The organism is Nitratiruptor sp. YY08-10 (assembly GCF_016629565.1).
GTDB lineage: Bacteria > Campylobacterota > Campylobacteria > Campylobacterales > Nitratiruptoraceae > Nitratiruptor.
Window position 1 is genome coordinate 143,491 of record NZ_AP023057.1, and the last position, 20,828, is coordinate 164,318.

The following is a 20,828-nucleotide window of genomic DNA, read 5'->3' on the forward strand; positions in this document are numbered from 1 at the left end:
ACCATAATTTAATGATAATTAAAAGTTATTTATGTAATAATTTCATTTAATATAAATATTTCATTCAGGAGTAGATATGACAGAGAAGCAGAAACTCAAGCAGGCACAAGAAGTGATGGAAGAGCTGTTAAAAAAAGAGGGGCTATCGAGACGGGATGCTCTCAAGATAATGGGTCTTGGCTCTGTGGGGGCTTTTGGACTCGGTGGTTCGACTGCATCTGCGGCTGAAGGTGGAAGAAGCAGCGGCAAAAAAGCGACTATCGTCATCGTTGGCGGTGGGGCAGGTGGGATTATGGCACTTGCCAGACTTCATAGAAGTGCGCCGAATGCAAAAATCATTCTTATCGCTCCAAACGATATTCACCTCTATCAACCGGGCCAAGTATTTATGGCTGCAGGGCTCTATACGGCAGATGAGATTAAAAAACCAAACAAAAATTTCATTCCAAGTGATGTAGAGTGGGTGAAAGAGAGTGTCAAAGAGTTTGATCCGGACAACAACCAAGTTATTACTGACTCCAACAAAAAAATCAAATATGACTTTTTGGTTGTAGCAACCGGGCTAGCGTATGATTATGAGCGAATTGAGGGAATGAGCAAAGATCTTGTCGGAAAACATGGCATTTCAAGTGTGTATCTCAATGATCCCGTGAAAGGGGATGTGAGCGGCGGATCAAAAACATGGGAGTGGTTCAAGCAGCTAAGAGTGGCAGCAGAAAAAGCATCCCCGGACAATCCTATCCAAGCAATCTACACCCAACCCGACACGCCTATCAAATGTGGTGGGGCTCCGCAAAAGATTTTATACCTCAGTGATGATTTCTTGCGAGGTAACGGGCCTGGAGGCGGAGCAGATGTGCATAAAAATGTGAGATCCTATTTTTGTAAAAAAGGAACAAAACTTTTTGGAATCCCTTCTTACAATAAAACCCTTGTAGAAGAAGTAACGCCAATGTATGGCAACATCGAAGATAAGTGGAATCACGTTTTACGAAAAATCGATCCTGTTAAAAAAGTTGCTACATTCGAGCATACCTATAAAGTCAAAGGGGAGTGGGATCCAGATTTAGAAGAGTATGACTACATTACAAAAAAAGAGATGGTTGAGATGCCATATGATTTCATCCATATCGTTCCTCCGATGAAACCGGTTGATGCTGTGGCGAATTCTCCACTTGGATGGCAAAAAGGAACGGCAAAAGGGTGGCTTGAAGTTGATAGATACACATTGCAGCATCGACGATACAAAAATGTTTTTGGTATCGGAGACATTTTAGGTATTCCGCTTGGAAAAACAGGAGGAAGTGCAAGACACCATGGACCAGTACTCCAAGAGAACTTGATTGCTGTGATGGAAGGAAAAGAGCCAAAAGCGAAATTTGACGGATATACCGTATGTCCATTAAAAACCCAATATGGCAAAATTATGCTTGCGGAATTCAACTATGATGGACCGGCACCGACGTTCTCATTTTTGGATCCTTCCAAACCTCGATGGATCTGGTGGGCATTTGACTTGTATATGCTCAAACCGATGTATTGGACATTAATGCTTCGAGGTTTAATGTAAGAAGAGTGTAGACGCAATGGGTAAAGTGATCAAAAGGGAGCTAGGGATCTATCTCTTTTTACTTATATTTTTATGCATCTGGATGCATTACAAAGAGCTTTTATCGCATCCAATAGAGCATTTCAAGCATCTTCCCGAGGCCCCTTTTGGCCTGTTGCACCCTCTTATTTTTACTTTTGTTGTCTATTGTGTGATTGTAATCGTACGTATTTTTGTTCACTTCATACGAAAGCTCAAAAGAGGTTAGTTCACTACAGACTGCCAAAGAGGTTCTTCATCGATTGCAGGAAAACCCTCAAGTATTTCATAGGGCTGGAATTTTGTTTTGTAAGCAAATGAAGCGCATCCATCCACCCAGTATCCCAGATAGATCCAATCAAGTCCGAGATTTCTGGCAAGGTTGATCTGTACGATAAGTGAGTAGATGCCCAGAGAGAGCTTTTCGTAATCTGGATCATAATAAAAATAGATTGCGCTGATACCATCGTCTAAAATATCTATCAGGTCCACCCCTACCAGTCTGTTGTCATGAAAATACAGGACTTCTTTGCCAAAAACGTGAGCGCCTACTACAAACTCTTCATAATAGGTTTGTAGATCCATCTCATTATATTTCCATCCGCTTTTTTTCTCTTTGAATTTGTGGTATTTGTTGTATAGATCAAGGTGTTCGTATGTCAAAGAGGGCTCATTGATATAGATTTTTGTGTTTGCGTTTTTTTTGATGGCTCGTCGCTGGCTTTTTGATGGTTTGAAGCTTTTTACGTCAATTCTTAGATTTTTACACTCGTTACATCCCTGGCATATAGGATGAAAATAGGAGTGCCCAAAGCGTCTCCAGCCCCTTTTGATCAAAGCGCTCGCCAACTCTTTGGTGGCTTTGGGGATGTAGCGATACAGCATTCTTGTTTTTTTATCGGGCAGATAGGCACACTCATAATCGAGTGTGCAAAAATCGATAGAATGACACTCTTGTAGTTTATTCATACCGAAATTATAGCCAAGTTAGATAGGAAGAACTCTGATATTTTGTTCTCCGAGCTTTTCTCGCAATGTGTGCTCTATGCCAAAAAGAGTTCCTGTCGTGGCACTTGCACAGCCTACACATGCTCCCATATATCGGATATAGACATCGATGAAGTCGCCATTTTCCTTGATATCGATGATCTCAAGGTTTCCGCCATCCATGACCAAAAACTGTCTGATGCCTTCATCTATAGCTTTTTCGATGGCGTTCCATTTCTCTTCAAAGGGCAACTCTTTAAAACTTGTCGTTTTGTTCTCTGTCTGATTTTCCATTGCCAGATCTCCTAATTAAGATAAATTTTATCCTAATTATACTACGCCACACTTAAATGTAGCGAAAAGTGAAAATTTAAATAAATGTGCCGTTTTGCTATACTTTTGCGTACGAAAAGATAGGAATGAGGAAATATTGTTTGAAAGAGAAGATAACAAAAGAGCAGCTGGATCAACTATATAATAACCTCAAATATTCATTAATCTCTACTGTATTGTTGTCAACACTTATAGGTTTGATGTTCTTTAATCATGAAAAGAGTCCAAAAGCACTTCTTTGGCTTCTTTTTATGCTTTTTGTATCTCTTGTTCGACTGATCGTTAAATGGCGATATGAAAGAGCCAAGTTCCCTGATATCCCATATTATTTCACTCTTTTTTTATTGCTTCTTGTCACAAGCGGAGCTGGGTTTGCCTCTTTGATCTATGTGCTGTTCCCAAACAGTATATTTGATCAAATGCTGTTCATTTTCGTTATGGCGGGACTAAGTGCCGGGGCAATCTCATCGCTGCATTATTCCAAAACTGCCGTAATCCTCTATCAAATTTCGCTTATATTGCCTATCGCCTTACGCCTTTTTTTTGTTCAGGGATCCATTTATCCTGTTATGGGTTTTGTGCTTCTTTTTTATCTTGTGATGATGATCAATCTGTCGTTGCGGACATACCGTACCTATATAAACACATTGAAACTCAAACTGGCCTATTCGCAAAAACAAAAAGATCTCAGTATCCAATCTCAGCGGTTTTATTATCTTTTTCACAATATTCCTTTAGGAATATTTTTCTATAACAAAGATTTGCGGATTACCGATTGTAACGATTTTTTTGCCCATGTGCTTGGTGTTTCGAAAGATGAGTTACTGGGGTTTGATATGAATAGATTGCAGGATAAAAGGATTTTGCCTGTATTGAAAGAACCTTTTTCGAAAAAAAACGGTTGGTATCGAGGGTTTTATCACTCTACTCTTTCGCAAAAAGAGTTTTTTATAGAGCTATATACCACATATATCCAAGTCGATCACCAGATTATAGAAGGCCTTGGTGTAGTGATCGATCTTACCCGTCTCAAAGAGTATCAAAACAAAATTGAACAGATGGCTTACTATGACGAACTGACAGGACTTGCTAAACGAACCGTTCTCTTCGAAAGTATCGACCTGGCCATAAAAAAAGTGAAGCGTGATAAAAAATACAGCATTCTGATCTATATGGATTTGGACAATTTCAAAGAGATTAATGACACGTTGGGACACAATATTGGCGATCTTTTTTTAAAAACAATTGCAAAGAGAATACAAGAATATACAAGAGAGGTCGATATTGCTGCACGAATGGGTGGAGATGAGTTTGCCATACTGCTCCTGGAGATTTCAGAGGATAAAAACAGAGCTTTAATCGAAGGATTGGAGGTTGCAAAACGGTTGGCAAAAGCGATAAGCCAACCGGTTGCCATTGAAGATCATACAATGCAGACAACTGTCAGTATCGGTGTTGCTTTAATTGATGAGAAGAGCAAGAATGCATATGAAGTGATCAAATTTGCCGATAGTGCAATGTACAAAATAAAACGAAAAAACAAAAATTCGATTCAACTTTTTGATCAAGAGCTGAAAAAAGAGATAGAGCATCTCTATAAAGTGAAACATGATCTTGAAAGGGCATTGCAAAACAGAGAGTTCATTCTTTATCTTCAGCCACAATTTGATCAAAAGCGAAAAATAGTGGGTGCGGAAGCACTGCTTAGATGGAAGCATCCTAAAAAAGGACTTGTATATCCAGGAGAGTTTCTACCGGTTGCAGAGGAGTTTGGTATGATGCAGCGTATCAGTGACGAAGTCCTTCGGCTGGCGAAAGATATTTTAGAAAAAATTCCTCAAAAGATAAAAGTTGCAGTCAATGTATCTGGTAGTGATATTTATAGCGAACATTTTTACAATCATTTGAAATCGCTTTTGCCTCATTCGTTTGCGAGATATCTTAATCTTGAAATTACAGAACAGGTTTTGATCAAAGATGCTTCAAAAGCCATGGAAAACATATCGCGAATCAAAAAAGAGCTGAATATTCAGTTCAGTATCGACGATTTCGGGACGGGTTACTCCTCTTTACAGTATCTCAAACAGCTTCCGATCGATTATTTAAAGATTGATAAAAGTTTTGTGGATGATATGTTCGTAGACGGTAACGACTATATTATCGTATCTACGATTATCAATATGGCGAAAAACCTAGGACTCAAAACGATTGCCGAAGGCGTGGAGACGAAAAAGCAGTTTGAAGAGTTGAAAGATATGGGAGTCGATTTTTTTCAAGGGTACTATTTTGCCAAGCCGATGCCGTACGAGGAGTTTGTAAAACTTCTCAAAACCTCGTCGTTTGAGGGGCGTTAATGAGGCTGAAAAACTCCTCTCGTGTTTTTTGATTGGTTTTAAAGATACCTCGAAGAGCCGAACTGACCGTTGTTGAACAGATCTTCTCCACCCCTCGCATCTCCATGCACATATGGCGTGCCTGCACAACAACTCCAACCCCTTTTGGTTCAATCGTTTGCATCAAAGCATCGGCGATCTGTTCCGTCATCTGTTCTTGGATCTGGAGGCGTCTTGCGAAAACGTTGACCATTCGTGGAATTTTGGACAGACCTACCACTTTTCCATTGGGGATGTAAGCTACATGGGCGCGGCCGATAATTGGTAACAGATGGTGTTCACACAAAGAGTAAAATTCGATATCCCGTACCAGAACCATCTCGTCATTGCTCGATTCGAAAAGCGCTTCTCCCAATACCTCTTTTGGGTCTTTATGATATCCTTCTGTAAGATGTAAAAAAGCTTTGTAAACCCGCTGGGGAGTTTTGATCAGACCCTCTCTTTGTGGATCTTCTCCAAGTAGTTGCAATATCGCTTTGACATGGTTTTCGAACTCTTTTTGGCGATTCATCTGTAGCTCCCAGAAAATTTTGTCAATTGTAGCAAAAAATTTGGTTTGAAGCATTATTTTGATAAAATTAGAGCCAAAAATTTTTTCAAAGGATATCGATGGAGATCAATGCGCAAAAGCTCAATGAAGCGAACGCTACTGTAGAAGCGAAAATTGCAAAGCAAGATGTAGAGAAAAAAGAGGAAAAGATAGCGAAAGAGCTTGCAAAAACGATGAATATTCCTGGATTTCGAAAAGGAAAAGTACCACCAGCGGTCATCAAAAAACGATACGGTGACAAACTGGCACAAGACGCAGAAGCAGAACTTGTCAGAGAAGCCCTAGACCAAGCCCTTGAGGAACTTGGTATCGAAAAAGATGCGATGCTGGGTGAGCCTAGGTTTACCAAATATGAAAAAGGCGAAGAAGTTATTGAGATGGTTCTTGAAATCGGTGTTCGGCCAAATATCGACATTACCGGATACGAAGAGGTGATTCCGGAGTATGAAGAGCCACAAGTGAGTGATGAAGAGGTTGAAAAGAGAATCGAAGAGCTTGCCGATGCGATGGCCCAATTCAAAGAGGTCGAAGAGGACAGACCTGCCAAAGAGGGCGATCTTGTAGTGATCGATTTTAAAGGGACTCTCGAAGATGGTAGTGAGATCGAAGGGGGAAGTGCACAAAACTTTGAGCTTCGCCTTGGAAGCGGCCAGTTTATCCCAGGATTTGAAGAGCAGGTTGAGGGTATGAAAAAGGGTGAAACGAAGACGATCGAAGTGACATTCCCTGAAGATTACCCAAATAAAGAGCTTGCTGGCAAGAAAGCAAATTTTGAAGTGACACTGCATACAATCAAAGAGAAAGAAAAAATTAATATCGATGATGAACTTGCCAAAAAGATGCTCCAAAAAGAGGATGCGACATTGGATGAGCTCAAAGAAGAGGTGAGAAAGCAGCTCAAAAGTGAAAAGCTTTCCAAACTCTACAATGAAGAACTCAAACCGAAACTGATCGAAGCACTCGTTGAGAAGTTTGAGTTTGATTTGCCCAAAAACATCGTAGATCAAGAGATCGATGTGCAGCTCAACAATAAAGCGGCACAGATGAGTGAAGAGGAGATCAAAGAGCTAAGAGAAAACAAAGAAAAGCTTGAAGAACTTCGTAAAGAGCTCGAACCTGAGGCTCAAAAAAGTGTCAAAGCCACATTTATTGTTGATGCATTGGCGAAAGCGGAAGGTATCAATGTAGCAGATCAAGAAGTCGTACAAACGATTTATTATGAAGCACTTCAGATGGGAAGAAACCCTCAAGAGATTTTAAAAGCGTATGAGGAACAAGGGTTGCTTCCGGCGATCAAAATGGCGATGATCGAAGATAGACTGCTTACACATCTTTTGAGCAAAAAAAATGAGAAGCAAGAGGAAAATGCATGAGTTATTACATTCCATACGTGATTGAACGTACAGGAAGGGGTGAGAGAAGTTACGATATCTACTCCAGACTCTTGAAAGATCGCATTATTATGCTTAGCGGCGAGATCAACGATGCGGTTGCCTCTTCCATCGTGGCTCAGCTGCTTTTTTTGGAAGCGGAGGATCCGGATAAGGATATCTATCTGTATATCAACTCTCCTGGGGGTGTGATTACCAGTGGGATGAGTATCTACGATACGATGAATTACATCAAGCCCGATGTCTCTACTATCTGTATCGGACAGGCTGCAAGTATGGGAGCCTTTTTGCTCAGTTCTGGAGCAAAAGGCAAACGTTATGCTCTGCCGCATGCTCGTATCATGATCCATCAGCCGTTGGGAGGAGCACAAGGGCAGGCAACCGATATCGAGATACAGGCGAAAGAGATTTTGAGGCTCAAAAAGATACTCAATGAAATTTTGGCCCAAAATACAGGGCAATCGGTGAAAAAGATAGCCAAAGATACTGAAAGAGACTTTTTTATGAGCGCTGAAGAAGCGAAAGAGTATGGACTCATTGATCAGGTATTGGAGAAGAGTGCTCGATGATTCGCCAAATCATCACATATCCTGACAAACGCCTTTTTATGAGAAGCAAAGAGGTAGAAGATTTTGATGAAAAGCTTCAAACGCTGCTTGATGACATGTATGAGACGATGATTGCCAAAAACGGCATTGGACTTGCGGCTATTCAGGTAGCAGTACCTCTTCGTGCCCTTATTATCAATTTGCCAGATGAGGAGGGAAACCAGCATAAAGAGGATCTTCTCGAACTCATCAATCCGGTTATTATTGAAAAAAGAGGAACCCAGGTGTATACAGAAGGGTGTCTGAGTGTACCGGACTACTACGATGATGTAGAACGGGCCGAATGGGTCAAGGTAGAGTACCAAGACCGCTACGGAAATAAAAAAACTTTAGAGACGGATGGCTTGCTGGCCGTTGCTGTACAGCATGAAATGGATCATCTCGATGGACACCTTTTCATCGAAAAACTTCCTTACATGAAACGAAAAAAGTTTGAAAAAGAGTGGAAGAAGAAGCGTAAATCTGCCAAAAGCGGTGTGAAGGTATAAGGTGAAAAAGATCTTTTGCGCTACCCTCGATGGAGTAGACGCAAAAGTAGTGGAAGTGGAGAGTTCCTTTATTCGGGCTCTTCCTGCATTATCGATCGTCGGTCTTGCATCGAGTGCTATACAGGAAGCAAAAGATCGTGTCAAATCGGCACTTTTGGCAAACAACTTCTCTTTTCCTCCTCAAAAGATAACGATCAACCTAGCTCCCAGTGATCTCAAAAAGAATGGAAGTCATTTCGATTTGGCAATTGCTCTTGGGATTGCGCTGCAAAAAGAAGATGTTGATTTTGAAGACTATTTTGTCTTTGGGGAGCTTGGGCTCGATGGAGCAGTGAAAGATACAATGATGATCTTTCCTCTCGTTTTATCACTAGCTAAAAAACCTGTAAAAGTTGTCATACCTCTGGAGAGCTTGCCAAAAGTGCAAAAGATTCCAAATATCGACATTGTCGCGGTACAAACACTTTCGGAAGCGATTGCATTTTTTAAAACAAAAGAAGCCCCTTCGCATCAGCCGATTCCATTCTCTTTTCCCCATTTTGAAATGGATGGTGAAAAGTACTATTATAACCCTTCATACCCTCTTGATTTTTCAGAGGTCAAAGGGCAGGAAGTGGCTAAAAGAGCCGCTTTAATCGCTGCTGCTGGATGTCATAATCTGCTTATGGAAGGAAGTCCTGGTTGTGGCAAGAGCATGATAGCAAAAAGGCTTCGGTATATTTTGCCACCAATGAGTATGCAAGAGATTTTGGATATGGCCAAAATGGAGGCTTTGGATGGAAAAGAGCCAAGTTTTACGCCGCTACGATCGTACCGGTCGCCCCATCACTCCTCCACGAAAGCCAGCATCTTTGGTGGAGGGTGTGAATTTCCAAATATAATTGGACTTTTTCAAAGTTATTTTGACTTTTTCCAAAAATATTTAGACTCCTTAAAATTTGGTTTTACTTCTTCATTCTTCCATAAAACCCGTTATTCCTTTTTGAGGATTTAGTCATGATCAATGATGTTGTCAAGCTATTAAAGAAAGAGAACGAAGCCGTTGCCGATATGCAAAACAACCGTCCTCTAATCGTTATGGGCAATTCTCCATTCAAAATCTATATTAAAGGTAAATATAAAAGCCAGGTATTGACGAATATAGTTTTTTATGACGAAAAGTACGATACGAAACGCTATGCGAGAAACATTCAGCTGGAAACTCTTAATATTTTTCAGCCAAACTCTGTTCTTTATAAAGGAAACTTGACATATTACGGAGAGATGAAAAATTTTGCCATTGATCTTGAAATGGCAAATAAAGAAGCCTATCGGTTTGATTCTCTGGATAAAGATCTTCAAATGAAGATTTTAAAGACGCTGGCTGCTAGCAAATGGGATTATTTCCGTATCATCGAGAGTGAAAATATAAAAATAATCATCCCCGCCTATTCGATAGGAAACTTCTTTTATTATCCCAATTCTTATATCAAAAGGGCTTTTTTCGCTCAAAGTATGGCGGAGACTCTGGTAAATGAAGGACTGTCGGAATGCGAAGAGGGAGCGATATGCTTTGCCTATGGAGTCAAATTTACCAAAATCAATGTGATACTCTCTTATTTTTACCACTGTGATCCCAGAGCTTCAGCCTATTTCTATAACGCTTTCTCCTATTTTATGAAAGAACCTGTCAAAAAATATTATGAAAACGGCTTGCGATCCACGGAGTCGGATTACATTTTACAAAATCCGAAATTCGCGTTTCCTCTTGTAAGCCGAAAAGAAAACGTGACGGATGTTTTGTTCAGGGGAGCGTATTTGGATGAAAAGACATTTCTGGTTTACGAGATAGTAGATGTTGATTTCAAAAGTTTACTGGGAAAAGAGAAACTGATCGGATTCTACGAGGGAAAGAAAAAAGCGAAAACCGTTACAACTAGTGGGTTTTCTCATGGGAAAGCGGACACGAAAAGTATTTCCAATACTGCCCCGTATAACTTCAAGTTTGAACGGGGAGACAAGGCCTTTGCGGAGAGGGGGAAAGAGAGTATAGACGAGCTGATAGTTGAAAAAGGAAAGGCCGTATGCAGAGGAGAGGCGCTATACAGGATTCCCGTAAAACAGTCTTTTGAAGTGAGTGAAGGAATAAGTCTCGGCGAAGTGAGAGATCCGAATTCCAGATATGCTAAAGGGCGTATCTACAAGCTTTCGTTTGATTTCAAAGAGGCGATGAGATTGTTGGAACGCCGTTTAGGAATTTCAGGAAAGTTGATAGACGAACGGGAATTTTACGGATTTCTGTTTTGGTGGAATCGAAGAAACTATTTTGTTTTGGAACTGAAAAACTTTAATGCTCAAACATATTTGTTTAGTTCAAACAGAGGAATCGAATTTAAAAAAGTAGCTAACGAGATATTGTCGATTAGGAAAATGGAAACAGGCAAAAATCTTAAAGAATATAGAAAGGAGTTGCAAGGATTAGGTATTCATTTTCATACGCCACAAAAGCATACAGGAGAAAGTTTGGAGAAATGGGTGGAGAGGCTTATCGGGAAGATATAAAAACCTAAAACCGCGAAAAATAACAGCAAGGAGATGCTATGGAGGAGTATAAAGCAAAATGGAAACAGTTGCTTACAAAGAAACGTCTCGAAGAAGAAAAAGAGTATCGGGAATCGGACAGTGAGAAGTTCAGAACCGAGTTTGATAAAGATTTTGACCGTATAATTTTTTCTACTGCTTTTCGAAGACTGGGTAGAAAAACCCAGGTGCACCCTCTCGCTACAAACGATCACGTTCATACCAGACTGACGCATTCGCTCGAAGTCGCTTCGGTCGGTAGAACCCTCGGAACGAAACTCGGATTTTTCCTACAAGAAAGGAACGAGCTTCCAGAAAACCTTGTTCCTCAAGATGTGGGTACGGTAGTTCAGGCCGCGTGTCTATCCCACGATATCGGGAATCCTCCATTTGGACACGCCGGAGAGTACGCAATTAGACATTGGTTTGAAAGAGATGGCCAGGAAGTTTTAAACAAAGTATTTCCGAATAAAGAGACGTTGACCGATGAGCAGAAAAAAGATTTTCTTATGTTCGAAGGCAACGCGCAGGGGTTTCGTATAGTTACCAGATTGGAAAATTATTTAAATGAAGGGGGACTGAGACTTACTTACGCGACTCTCGGAACTTTAATCAAATATCCATGGGATTCCTCGTTTGCGGACGAGAACAAGCATGAAAAATTTAATGTTTTTCAATCAGAAAAAGAGTATTTCGTAAGAATTTTCGAGGATATGGGCTTAAAAAACGGAGAAAAGTTTTCTAGGCATCCGCTCTCTTATCTAATGGAGGCTTCGGATGATATATGCTATAAAATTCTTGATCTCGAAGATGCGGTAGAGCTGGGGATAGTAGATTTCGATACGGTAAAACAGCTTCTCGAAAAAATTATATCGGAATATGAAACAATATCGGAAGGAAAAGTGTCGGATGTGAATGTAAGCGATATCGGAGAAAATTACGAATACAGAAGAAGGATAGGAAAATACAGGGCGAAAGCTATAAACGCTCTTGTCAATATGATTTTTGATGTTTTTAAAGAAAATTACGATTCCATAATGAAAGGAGATTTCGAAGGAGATCTTTTTCGGACACTAAAGGAAAAAAACAAGAACTTAAGTAATATCATGTCAGATATAGATGATTTGACCAACAGCAATGTATTTGCAGAAAGAAAAAAGGTCGAAGTAGAAATCGGATCGTATGAGATCATAGGAAAAATTCTGAAAGAATTGGCCGAAGCTGTAGCGGATATGAAACAAAACGGTGAGAATATATCTTTTAAAAGTGAAAGATTGCTGAAACTGATAGGAAAAGAGCAGCCGGTGGAAAAAGACAGCTATTACGAATGTCTCATGAAAATAACCGATTTTGTGTCCGGTATGACGGATAATTTTGCACTTGATATTTCAAAGAAACTCGATGGGATATTTTAGCAGTAAAAGCGGAAAATTTAACTAATAATATTTTATAATACAGATAGTCTGAGGAGGATTTATGTTTTACGATAAGCAGGACGAAAAAAACAAACGTATTTATAAGCTTTATCTGAAAGCATCCGCATCGCTTTCGAGACTGTTTTCGGACTCCGAAATACCGTTTCTGCACTACAGAGCAGCTGAGAATATTTTTTGTTTTGCGTTTGATGCAGAAAATTTAGCAAGAGACGATATAGCTGTAGATGCAAAAAAAGACATGCTTGGCATAGGAATAAAAACATTTCTTCATAACGGTGGAAATACTCTTCAAAAAATTGCCGAATTCAATAGACTTAGGAGCGAGTTCGAAAATAAATCCCCCGGCGAAATAGCATTAAAAGCAGCTGAACTGCGAAATTACCGCCTTGATGTTGCAAAAGAGCTTCATGGGCTGGAAAATTTTATTTATCACTGTATAACCAGAGAGGCCGGTCGGCTAAATATTGTAGAAGAAAATATGGACTATATAAATTTGGAGCATATCAGCGATATCAGAAGAAGCAGAAATACAGTTTTGTTTACTGACGGTATCAATGAATATTCTTTCAGTCTTTCCAAACATACGCTTTTTAAAAGATTTACCGCAAACAATATCATGGATACAGTAGATGTTGAAATTATCGAAAATCCTTTTGAGATGTTGGCGGACTGTATCCCGAAAGGCAGAAATATCGAAGAATCCGAGATTGGAAAGACACAACCGGTATACCGAAAAAAGTATATTTATCTTCCTCTTTACGCTCCATCCGATCCGAATATGCATCCTGCGCTGAAAAGCGGACTCAATCAGTGGAATGCCGGTGGAAGAGAAAGGCATTCCGATGAAGTCTATATACCTGTGCCTGCATGGATTCATAAAGTTTTTCCTGATTTTTTTCCGAAAAGCAACAAAACAGTTTTCAGTCTGCATCTTCCCAATGGAAAAGTTTTAAAAGCGTCTATGTGTCAGCAGGGCAGAAAAGGACTTATGAGCAATCCGAATAAAGCTTTGGGCAGATGGCTTTTAAGGGATGTGCTCAGGCTGCCAGAAGGTACGCTTGTAACTAGGAAAGTACTTGATGCTTCGGGTATAGATTCGGTTAGAGTGGAGAAGATAGGAGAATATGAATATAAGATTGACTTTGCATCGACCGGTTCCTATGAAAAGTTTAAGAGTACTTTTGAGCAATGAGTCTGATATTTGTAAAACAGTGTATATGTGTATATATTTCTGATAAGTGTCGCAAGGAATTTAAGCCTAATATCGAGATCGCTGACAAAGATAAAGAGAAGTGCTTAATGTTTGCCCGGAATATGGCATATGGAGAAAAACATAATCCGAAATCGTTCGGCTCTGCTGAAAAAAATTACATAAGAGAGAAACAGGAGATTTTCAGGGACGCTTTTCAGGGCAAGCTTGCAGAAATTGCATTTTACAATTATTATGTAAAAAGAGGTTTTAGTTTAAATAAACCAGATTTCAGTGAATGGAACCGGGGAAAATGGGAAGATACGGATTTTACTGCCGAATTTAATAACAAAGAATACAGAATCAGTATTAAATCTACTAAATATTTCGGCAATCTCCTGCTTCTTGAAAAAGACAGATATAACGAACAGGGACTATATATAGAAACAGCCGATGATCAAACAAAAGGAGTAAAATACGACCTTATATTCCTTGTCAGAATAAAAGGTGTTGACGGCTCTAACCCTAATGTTTACGATAAAAAAAAACTTAGCGCTATAGAAGCGGAAATTACGGGTTTTATAACGCATGAAGAATTTAAAAAAGCTATAAAAAGCGGAAAATATCTGGCGAAAGGATGGCTGATAAACGGGAAAGAAAAATTGAAAGTCGATAACTATTATTTCTGCGCAAATGAACTGAAAAGGCCTGCCGATGGTTAAAAAAAAGAAACAGCCGGTAACACGGTCTGAAAATATGAGAAGAATCAGATCTAAAGACACAACAATTGAAAAAATCCTCAGAAAGACTCTCTGGAGCAGAGGTTTGAGATACAGAAAAAATTGTCCGGATGTTTTCGGGAAACCGGATATATGTTTTAAAAAAAAGAAGGTTGCTGTTTTCTGTGACAGTGAGTTTTGGCACGGCAAATATTTTATGGAAGGCAAAGTGCCGAAGAGCAATCAGGATTACTGGATACCCAAAATAAAGAGAAATATTGAGCGCGATAAAGAGGTTAATGCAAGACTCCGTAAAGAAGGCTGGAAGGTGCTAAGGTTCTGGGGGAAAGACATAGCTAAAAACCCAGAAAAAATAGCAGATATAATTGAAGATGTCCTTTCAGATTAGGGACTTAAATTTTTTTGTTTCCGGATCATATTCCGGAAGACATTCTTCAGGGCTATATTCTGGTACTATTCCGTCAAGAACGTTTTCTATTCTTTTGGCAAACGGATATATGCCTGCCGGAGGTACCGCATTGCCTATCTGTCTTCTTGCCTCTGTATTATTCCCGCAAAAAATAAAATCATCCGGAAAACCCTGCAGCCTTGCCCTTTCTCTGTTTGTAAGAGGCCTCGGCTCTTCATAATGATAGCCCCATGTGCCTCCTCCTCCAGATGCAATTACAGTATATGCGGGTTTCTTTCTGTGAAGCCTGCGGTAGATATTGGACATTAATCCTTTAACAGCAAATTCTGTATTTTCAACATCTTTGTAGTTTCCTCCTTCCGGGATTAGTTTTAGTCTTTCTTCCACTTCTTTTGAAATTTTCATCCGGTTATTATTGTGGCAGTGTTCAGGAATATTTTTGAAAGCTTCGGCACAAGACACATATGTGTCCTTTGTGTGAGTCGGAACTGGAGGAATAAAAGGTATTGTTATATCTTTTCGAATTCCTATAAACAGCACCCGTTCTCTTATCTGCGGTATACCGAAATCTGCGAAATTGACGAGAAATATTTTTAGATTATATCCGTCAATTTCGAATCTGTTTTTTATAATTTTTATGGCTTCCCCTTTGTTTGCCGAAAGAATTCCTTTTACATTTTCAGCTAGAAATACTTTTGGACGGAGTATTTCAAGATATCTTGCAAAACTTTCGTAAAGTTTTCCGTTTTTATCGTCTTTTATGCCGGCTCTTTTGCCGACAATAGAAAATGTAACACAGGGAAAACCGCCTAGAAGAACATCGTAATCTTCATTTGCATACTGTTTTGGATCCGTTTCATTTATATCTTTGTTTATTACTTCCGTTTGAGAAAAGTATTTTGTATTAGTTTTTAGCGTTTTGCAGGCAAATTTATCTATCTCTATTGCTTTTGCCGTATAAAATTTTAATCTGGGATATTCCCTGTTCAGATAGCTGAATCCGCCGTGGAAACCGAGATCCAGACCGCCTGCACCTGTGAATGTTGAAAAGATTTTATATATATGCTTTTCCATTATTGCTTACCTTGTATTGTATTATTTATGTTCTAATTGTAACATATATGCTGCATATTGTCAATTTTTTAAAAACAGATTTATCAATCATCAGAACAAATTTGATATATTATGCATATTTTTGTTACAATTGTTTTAAAAATGAATTTTAATGCTAAAGTAGGGAAGATGAAAGAAAAAGCAAAAAATTTGCTAAAAAGCGAGCTTGTAAAAAGAGGATTAAAATATTCCGATCTTGCATTTCTTATGAAACAAAAACAGTATAATGAAAATGCGGATGCAATAAGGACAAAAATAAACAGAGGTACTTTTTCGTTCGAATTTTTTTTAAAAGTTCTTGATGCTATGGATGCGGAGCTTATTGTAAAAGACAAAGATAAAAAAGATCCTGGTTAATATCAGTAAATTTGTGTGGATGATTTATTGGGAGACTGTATAAAAAATATACTTTCTAATATATTATATTCAAAAGAAGTAAAAATATTTTGACTTAATTACATTAGAGTAGCAAGTTCCGGTCTTTTTCTTTTTTCTAGTACAATCCCTAATAACCTCGACAGAGTTGAATAAGAAGGCTCTATTCCATTTTTTTTCATCCAAGAACAAGCATTTTTAGCTTCCTCAATAGTTACTAGATGGGGCTGTTTTTTATGAATCCATGTTGCTGTTTCGTACCAGTAGGGAGTATAGTTCAAATCTCTTTTGAGAATAGAATATGAAATTTTGTTTGATGTGATAAACCGTTTTAAATTTTTAGGAGAAGAAAGAATGGAAATAGAGGCCGTAAAGACTGCAAATGCTTCTTTGGGAGAAATGATTTCTTCTAAAAACTTTCCTCTGAGTTCACTTGTATTTTTGAGTTCAAGATTGTGCAGTTCAATCTCTTTTTTCAAAATTTCCCACTTTCTATAGTCTAAAAGATATATGAGTTTTGCTATATGTTTTAAAATACGGAAGTAGAAAGGAGAATAATACCATTTGCCGTTGTATGTAAAATATCCTCTACGTAGTATATTAGTCGCCTCTGAAAGATAATGTATGCCCTCTGAATTGTGATGGATTTTTTCCGTTTCGGCTTCTTTATAGATGAATCCGCAATTCCAGCAGTTGAAAGATTCTACATCCAACTTTCTTTTTACCAAAAATATCGGCTCCCCGCATTGTGGACATTCGTTTATGAGAAAGTTTTCATGTTTTAGACAAACCGTATAGAAGCTTAATCTCCACTCTTTTCTGAAATATTCCTGTTCTTGCAGACATTGCGGACAATATCTTAGTCCTTTTATACGTGGATAGCTTCCTCTTACTTTTACCGGTGTTATAAGGTGGTTTCTGGTTTTAGGATCTATTGTTTCATTTAGATAACCGCTGTAGCTTTGCAATGAGGTATTAAAAACATCGTTTTCATCCAGTAACATTCGCTTTGCAAAATTGTTGGCTATCTCTTTATCGACAAAAATATCCGTATCTCTATTCAAAAATTTGTTTTTATATTCCGGAAAATAGCAATTTATGAAAGTAGGTGTTTGTAAAAAATTTATTGTTGCGTTTCTCGCTATCCAGGAGGTAAAAAGTTCGTTTGGATACGGCTTGACTCTGTTTTTGATTACGGTTTTTGCCAATTTTTCTTTAAATTTTTTATCCCTGTAGACTATTTTAAAAAGATATCCTTTTTCAGGATGAAACTTAGATTTCGTCGGCATAGATAACGCCTTCTCTGTCATACGCGGGGACATACTCTATTTCTTTGAGCATTTTTTTGTCTATCTTTTCTTTTCCGCTCTCAATTGCTTCAATAGCCAAGAGTTCGCATATAGTGACAATATCTCCGATTAGTCCGTCGCTGAGTTCCAGGATCTCTTTGGCGAGACTCTCGTTTTCGTAAATGAGAGAAGGTTTTTTTAAAGGAAGTGTCATCTCGATTGCGTAAAGTAAAGAGAGATAATCTTCGTCAAATGTCCATTTTTTGATTTTTGTCGGTACGAATCTGCTTTTTAGCTGATGATCGGAGCTTACGAGGCTTACCCCTTTGGGAGTTCCTACTAAAACTATAGGGATTTTCAGAATATTGGAGAGGTTTTTTATTCCGTTCATAAATTCCATCTGTTTGGTTATGCTTCCGATTAGTGCACCCTGAATTTCGTCTATAATGATCATTCGAACCTGATTGACTTCGCAATAATGCTTTATTTTGTTCTCTCTTTCGCTTATCGGTTCGTCTTTTCGGTAAGGAACCACGAAAAACTGGAACATTTTGTTGTAAAGATCGTGCAGATCGGCTCTGTTTGGTGCCTGAATCAGCATCACGTGTTCGAAAAAGAGCATTTCGTCGTCGTTTTTATATACGTTCATCTCGTAAAATTTCTTTACCATTGCGGTTTTTCCATTGTTTGAATCTCCAACAAGGAGAAAGGATCTTATCCTGTCTTTTTTCGGTTCGTTCATCAGATCTGTAAGTTTTTTAAACAGTTTGAGTGCTTTGGGGTGTCTGATGAATTTTGGTTTTTTAATAAATTCGATCCTCTCTTTTTTACCGCATTCCAATATTTTCCTGGTCTTTTCCGGAAGTTCGCCAAGATATTCTTTTCGAGTCATGCTATATCCTTTAGTCTTCGAAATCTATATCGAATTTTTTTATTTTCGGTTTGGCTGTGCCAGAAACTGGTTTTCTCGTATTCTGTTGCTCCTTATTTGACAAAGGAGACCGTATCTTTCTGTTCTCTTTTTTTCTTCTGGCCTGCTTTGTTTTTTTTGAGGCTTCCTCTTCTCTTTTTCTTAATCTTAGTATGGCATCGTATACCATTTCGTTGTGTATCTCTCTTTGTCTGTATCTCTTGGTTTCTTTCGCAACGGTATCCAGTTCCCATTTCGTAGGAGGGGGATAAAGCTTTTTAACGCCGGGTATTTCTATGTACTCCCGTAAATCGGGATGATAGAAATAAATTTGGTTTAAATCTTTAGGATCGTACCGGAATATATATTTGTCGTTGCTTTTCGGTTTAATAAACACCGACAGAGCTTCATCATAATATCTAAGTTTAAAAAGGGAAACCCCCTGTTTCGTTATTTTTCTTTCCTCGAAAGGAAGAAGAGAAATTCTTGCGAATTTTTTCTCTTCGGTGCTGTCGAGAATTCTTATCGGTACGGGAAGACCGTTTTCTCCTCTTAATCCTTCGGAGAACTTTTCTTCGGGAGTCATGCCGTTCAATCCGTTGTGGGGAGTCTTGTGATAGACATTAACTATCCATTCGGCGATATAGCTTTCGAGCTCTTTCAGGGTAAATACCGCTTTTTTCTCCGATTTATAGTCTCCTCTTTCGTGGGGATTGGAAAACGTGGTTCCGCTTAGCGAATGGACTTGCATATTTATGGTTTTGATGATTCTTTCCACATGCCCCCCGAAAAAAGGCATGCCTTTCGGACGAAATTCGAGATTGATACCGAATATTTCACAGAAAGTTTTCAATCCTCTGCTTCTAAACTCTTTTGCGTTGTCAACGTGAATGGTATCGGGAATACCGAATATATTCCATTCACCTTTTATGCCCACTTTTTGCAGATACTTTTCTTTCGGAAGCAGACCCATATAAAGAGTCTGTCCCACCGAATAGAGGCTTGGTGCGTCTAACGTAAGATAAAAGCCGTAGATCATTCTGCTGTAAACGTCCAGAGCCAGAGTCAAATACGGCCTCCCGATAGGTTTTCTGTATGTCTCGTCTACTATCTGCAAATCCAGAGGGGTGTGGTCAATCTGTATGACTTCGAGAGGACGGGATACCTCGAAAGAGTTGGCCGAGGGTTTTAGATTGTTAAGATACCTGTTTCTGCCCTCTCTGCTTTTGTATACGGTTCTTTCGTCTATCTGTTTTATGATTCGGTTGACGGTATTGTAAGAAACGGGTTCCAGTCCTTTTTTGTAAAGGATGGCGTTGATTTCTCTTGTAATTTGTGCAACGGTTATTTTTTGCCGTGAAAGATATCTATGCATAATTATCTCGTCGATTATTTTTTTCTGTTCTTTTCCGATTCTCGTTTTTCCTTTTCCGCCTCTTTTTTCATATTTTGGCATAAGAGCGAGTATGCTGTTTCCACTTTCGATATAGGCGTTGATCCAATTATAGAGTGTCTGTACGCAATATCCGTATTCTTTCGCTCTTTCTCTGACCGCCTGTTTGCTTCTGGCTTGCAGCAGAGGTTTTATGATTTCAAGTCTTTTTAAAGCCGTTTGATAAAACTTGTCGTTCATACTCTCTGCGGGAGGCGGATAACTTTGTTCTGTTCCTTGGTGTTCTTCGTCAAGTTCCGTGATATTTAAGATTTTGAAATTTCCTTTCGTATCTTTGCATACAATTTTGTCCAGATTCTCAAAACCTTCGATAATATACGGTTTTCCTTGATAAAACACCGTTTCGCCGGCTGCTAGTTTACGCATTGCCTATCCTTATTCTGGATTCGGGAGAGAGTTTTTTATACAGATTTGTTTGCATCCTGCCTTGAGCTATGAGGGCGTAAATATCCGAGGCGTTAAAACCGTATTCCAACAGTTTTGCTATATTGGTTTCTCCGATCCTGTCCACGTATGACAAAATTTTTTCGTCAGGTTTCAAAGTTATATAGCGATATATAAAAGAGAGGTTTGAAAAATAGGGTTCTTTAACGTCTTTTTCCGTAAATAGTCTAAACTTCCATCCGATGTTATTACAATATTTTTCAAGAACATCAAATTTTTTTGAGAGCTTTTTATCCGGATTTTCGGTTTCTTGAGAGTATTTAACCTCAATCAAAATGTATTGACCGTCTTTCGTTTTGGCAAGGATATCGGGTATATAGTTTTTGATTTTTAACGGTTGTTCCTCATAGGAGGCTATTTCTTCCTCAAATTCAAGCATCAGAAAGCATTTTTTCTCCAAAAGAGATTCATAAGCTGTTGATCGTCCGTTTTTATAACTGTAGAAATATCCTGATTTTGAACGGGTTTGTATAGGAATTTTTCTAACCGGCATTCATGTTCCCTTAATAATGTTAGTCCAACTAATTATAGCAATTTTATATTTAGTCCAATTAATTTAGTAAAAAAGTCCAA

20 protein-coding genes and 1 pseudogene are annotated in these 20,828 nt (G+C 38.7%); 13 read left to right on the forward strand and 8 right to left on the reverse strand.

The annotated features are described in order from the left end of the window. The first annotated feature begins 76 nt into the window (after nucleotides 1-76). Together JG735_RS00800 and JG735_RS00805 are read left to right on the forward strand one after the other, a co-directional pair. Nucleotides 77-1,570, forward strand: a complete 1,494-nt coding sequence (locus tag JG735_RS00800; protein WP_201334976.1) for an NAD(P)/FAD-dependent oxidoreductase — start codon at nucleotides 77-79, stop codon at nucleotides 1,568-1,570. 16 nt (nucleotides 1,571-1,586) lie between these two features. Beyond that, nucleotides 1,587-1,817, forward strand: a complete 231-nt coding sequence (locus tag JG735_RS00805) for a hypothetical protein (protein WP_201334977.1) — start codon at nucleotides 1,587-1,589, stop codon at nucleotides 1,815-1,817. Here JG735_RS00805 and JG735_RS00810 read toward each other — a convergent pair. Together JG735_RS00810 and JG735_RS00815 are read right to left on the reverse strand one after the other, a co-directional pair. After that, nucleotides 1,814-2,557, reverse strand: a complete 744-nt coding sequence (locus JG735_RS00810) for an arginyltransferase (RefSeq protein ID WP_201334978.1) — start codon at nucleotides 2,555-2,557, stop codon at nucleotides 1,814-1,816. The genes JG735_RS00805 and JG735_RS00810 overlap by 4 nt on opposite strands. An 18-nt stretch (nucleotides 2,558-2,575) precedes the next feature. Further along, nucleotides 2,576-2,797: pseudogene (locus tag JG735_RS00815) on the reverse strand (NifU family protein); the annotation flags it as partial. Between the two features lie 197 nt (nucleotides 2,798-2,994). Here JG735_RS00815 and JG735_RS00820 point away from each other — a divergent pair. Further along, entirely contained in the window at nucleotides 2,995-5,262 is a 2,268-nt protein-coding gene (locus tag JG735_RS00820; protein WP_201334980.1) for a bifunctional diguanylate cyclase/phosphodiesterase, read from the forward strand. Here the strand turns inward: JG735_RS00820 and folE are convergent. After that, nucleotides 5,234-5,812: a GTP cyclohydrolase I FolE gene (gene folE / locus JG735_RS00825; protein WP_201334981.1), complete on the reverse strand. Its 579-nt coding sequence runs from the start codon at nucleotides 5,810-5,812 to the stop codon at nucleotides 5,234-5,236. The two genes, JG735_RS00820 and folE, sit on opposite strands and share 29 nt — an antisense overlap. A gap of 98 nt (nucleotides 5,813-5,910) precedes the next feature. Between folE and tig the strand changes: the two genes are divergently transcribed. From tig to JG735_RS00870, 9 genes are all read left to right on the forward strand, one after another. Next, a complete protein-coding gene (gene tig, locus JG735_RS00830) occupies nucleotides 5,911-7,224 on the forward strand; it encodes a trigger factor (RefSeq protein WP_201334982.1) in 1,314 nt (437 codons plus the stop codon). Continuing rightward, nucleotides 7,221-7,811 (forward strand): ATP-dependent Clp endopeptidase proteolytic subunit ClpP, encoded by a 591-nt coding sequence (gene clpP, locus JG735_RS00835; protein WP_201334983.1) that lies wholly within the window; start codon nucleotides 7,221-7,223, stop codon nucleotides 7,809-7,811. The genes tig and clpP overlap by 4 nt, the downstream gene beginning before the upstream one ends. After that, complete coding sequence (def, locus tag JG735_RS00840; RefSeq protein WP_201334984.1) at nucleotides 7,808-8,338, forward strand: peptide deformylase; 531 nt, start codon at nucleotides 7,808-7,810, stop codon at nucleotides 8,336-8,338. The genes clpP and def overlap by 4 nt, the downstream gene beginning before the upstream one ends. 1 nt (nucleotide 8,339) lies before the next feature. Further along, nucleotides 8,340-9,332 carry a magnesium chelatase domain-containing protein gene (locus JG735_RS00845; protein ID WP_201334985.1) on the forward strand — a complete coding sequence of 331 codons (993 nt, stop codon included), beginning with the start codon at nucleotides 8,340-8,342 and terminating at the stop codon, nucleotides 9,330-9,332. Between the two features lie 2 nt (nucleotides 9,333-9,334). Continuing rightward, nucleotides 9,335-10,879: a hypothetical protein gene (locus JG735_RS00850; RefSeq protein ID WP_201334986.1), complete on the forward strand. Its 1,545-nt coding sequence runs from the start codon at nucleotides 9,335-9,337 to the stop codon at nucleotides 10,877-10,879. A 38-nt stretch (nucleotides 10,880-10,917) separates the two neighbouring features. Then, nucleotides 10,918-12,312 (forward strand): deoxyguanosinetriphosphate triphosphohydrolase, encoded by a 1,395-nt coding sequence (locus tag JG735_RS00855; RefSeq protein WP_201334987.1) that lies wholly within the window; start codon nucleotides 10,918-10,920, stop codon nucleotides 12,310-12,312. A 61-nt stretch (nucleotides 12,313-12,373) separates the two neighbouring features. Beyond that, entirely contained in the window at nucleotides 12,374-13,525 is a 1,152-nt protein-coding gene (locus tag JG735_RS00860) for a hypothetical protein (protein WP_201334988.1), read from the forward strand. Beyond that, a complete protein-coding gene (locus JG735_RS00865) occupies nucleotides 13,522-14,244 on the forward strand; it encodes a hypothetical protein (protein ID WP_201334989.1) in 723 nt (240 codons plus the stop codon). The genes JG735_RS00860 and JG735_RS00865 overlap by 4 nt, the downstream gene beginning before the upstream one ends. After that, nucleotides 14,237-14,650 carry a very short patch repair endonuclease gene (locus JG735_RS00870; protein ID WP_201334990.1) on the forward strand — a complete coding sequence of 138 codons (414 nt, stop codon included), beginning with the start codon at nucleotides 14,237-14,239 and terminating at the stop codon, nucleotides 14,648-14,650. The genes JG735_RS00865 and JG735_RS00870 overlap by 8 nt, the downstream gene beginning before the upstream one ends. Here the strand turns inward: JG735_RS00870 and JG735_RS00875 are convergent. Then, complete coding sequence (locus JG735_RS00875) at nucleotides 14,642-15,745, reverse strand: DNA cytosine methyltransferase (protein ID WP_201334991.1); 1,104 nt, start codon at nucleotides 15,743-15,745, stop codon at nucleotides 14,642-14,644. The two genes, JG735_RS00870 and JG735_RS00875, sit on opposite strands and share 9 nt — an antisense overlap. A 168-nt stretch (nucleotides 15,746-15,913) precedes the next feature. On the opposite strand from JG735_RS00875, the gene JG735_RS00880 reads away from it, so the two are divergent. Beyond that, nucleotides 15,914-16,141, forward strand: coding sequence for a DUF6471 domain-containing protein (locus JG735_RS00880; protein WP_201334992.1), 228 nt, complete (start codon nucleotides 15,914-15,916; stop codon nucleotides 16,139-16,141). Between the two features lie 98 nt (nucleotides 16,142-16,239). Here JG735_RS00880 and JG735_RS00885 read toward each other — a convergent pair whose 3' ends face one another. Genes JG735_RS00885 through JG735_RS00900 form a run of 4 tightly spaced genes read right to left on the reverse strand, consistent with a single transcriptional unit; the run spans nucleotide 16,240 to nucleotide 20,634 of the window. Beyond that, nucleotides 16,240-17,448 carry a TniQ family protein gene (locus tag JG735_RS00885; RefSeq protein ID WP_201334993.1) on the reverse strand — a complete coding sequence of 403 codons (1,209 nt, stop codon included), beginning with the start codon at nucleotides 17,446-17,448 and terminating at the stop codon, nucleotides 16,240-16,242. Beyond that, on the reverse strand, nucleotides 17,432-18,340 hold the full coding sequence (locus JG735_RS00890; protein ID WP_201334994.1) for a TniB family NTP-binding protein: 909 nt from the start codon (nucleotides 18,338-18,340) through the stop codon (nucleotides 17,432-17,434). Before JG735_RS00890 ends, JG735_RS00885 begins: the two co-directional genes overlap by 17 nt. A gap of 10 nt (nucleotides 18,341-18,350) precedes the next feature. Further along, entirely contained in the window at nucleotides 18,351-20,177 is a 1,827-nt protein-coding gene (locus tag JG735_RS00895) for a Mu transposase C-terminal domain-containing protein (protein ID WP_201334995.1), read from the reverse strand. Continuing rightward, a complete protein-coding gene (locus JG735_RS00900) occupies nucleotides 20,170-20,634 on the reverse strand; it encodes a TnsA endonuclease N-terminal domain-containing protein (RefSeq protein ID WP_201334996.1) in 465 nt (154 codons plus the stop codon). Before JG735_RS00900 ends, JG735_RS00895 begins: the two co-directional genes overlap by 8 nt. Nucleotides 20,635-20,828: the final 194 nt, after the last annotated feature.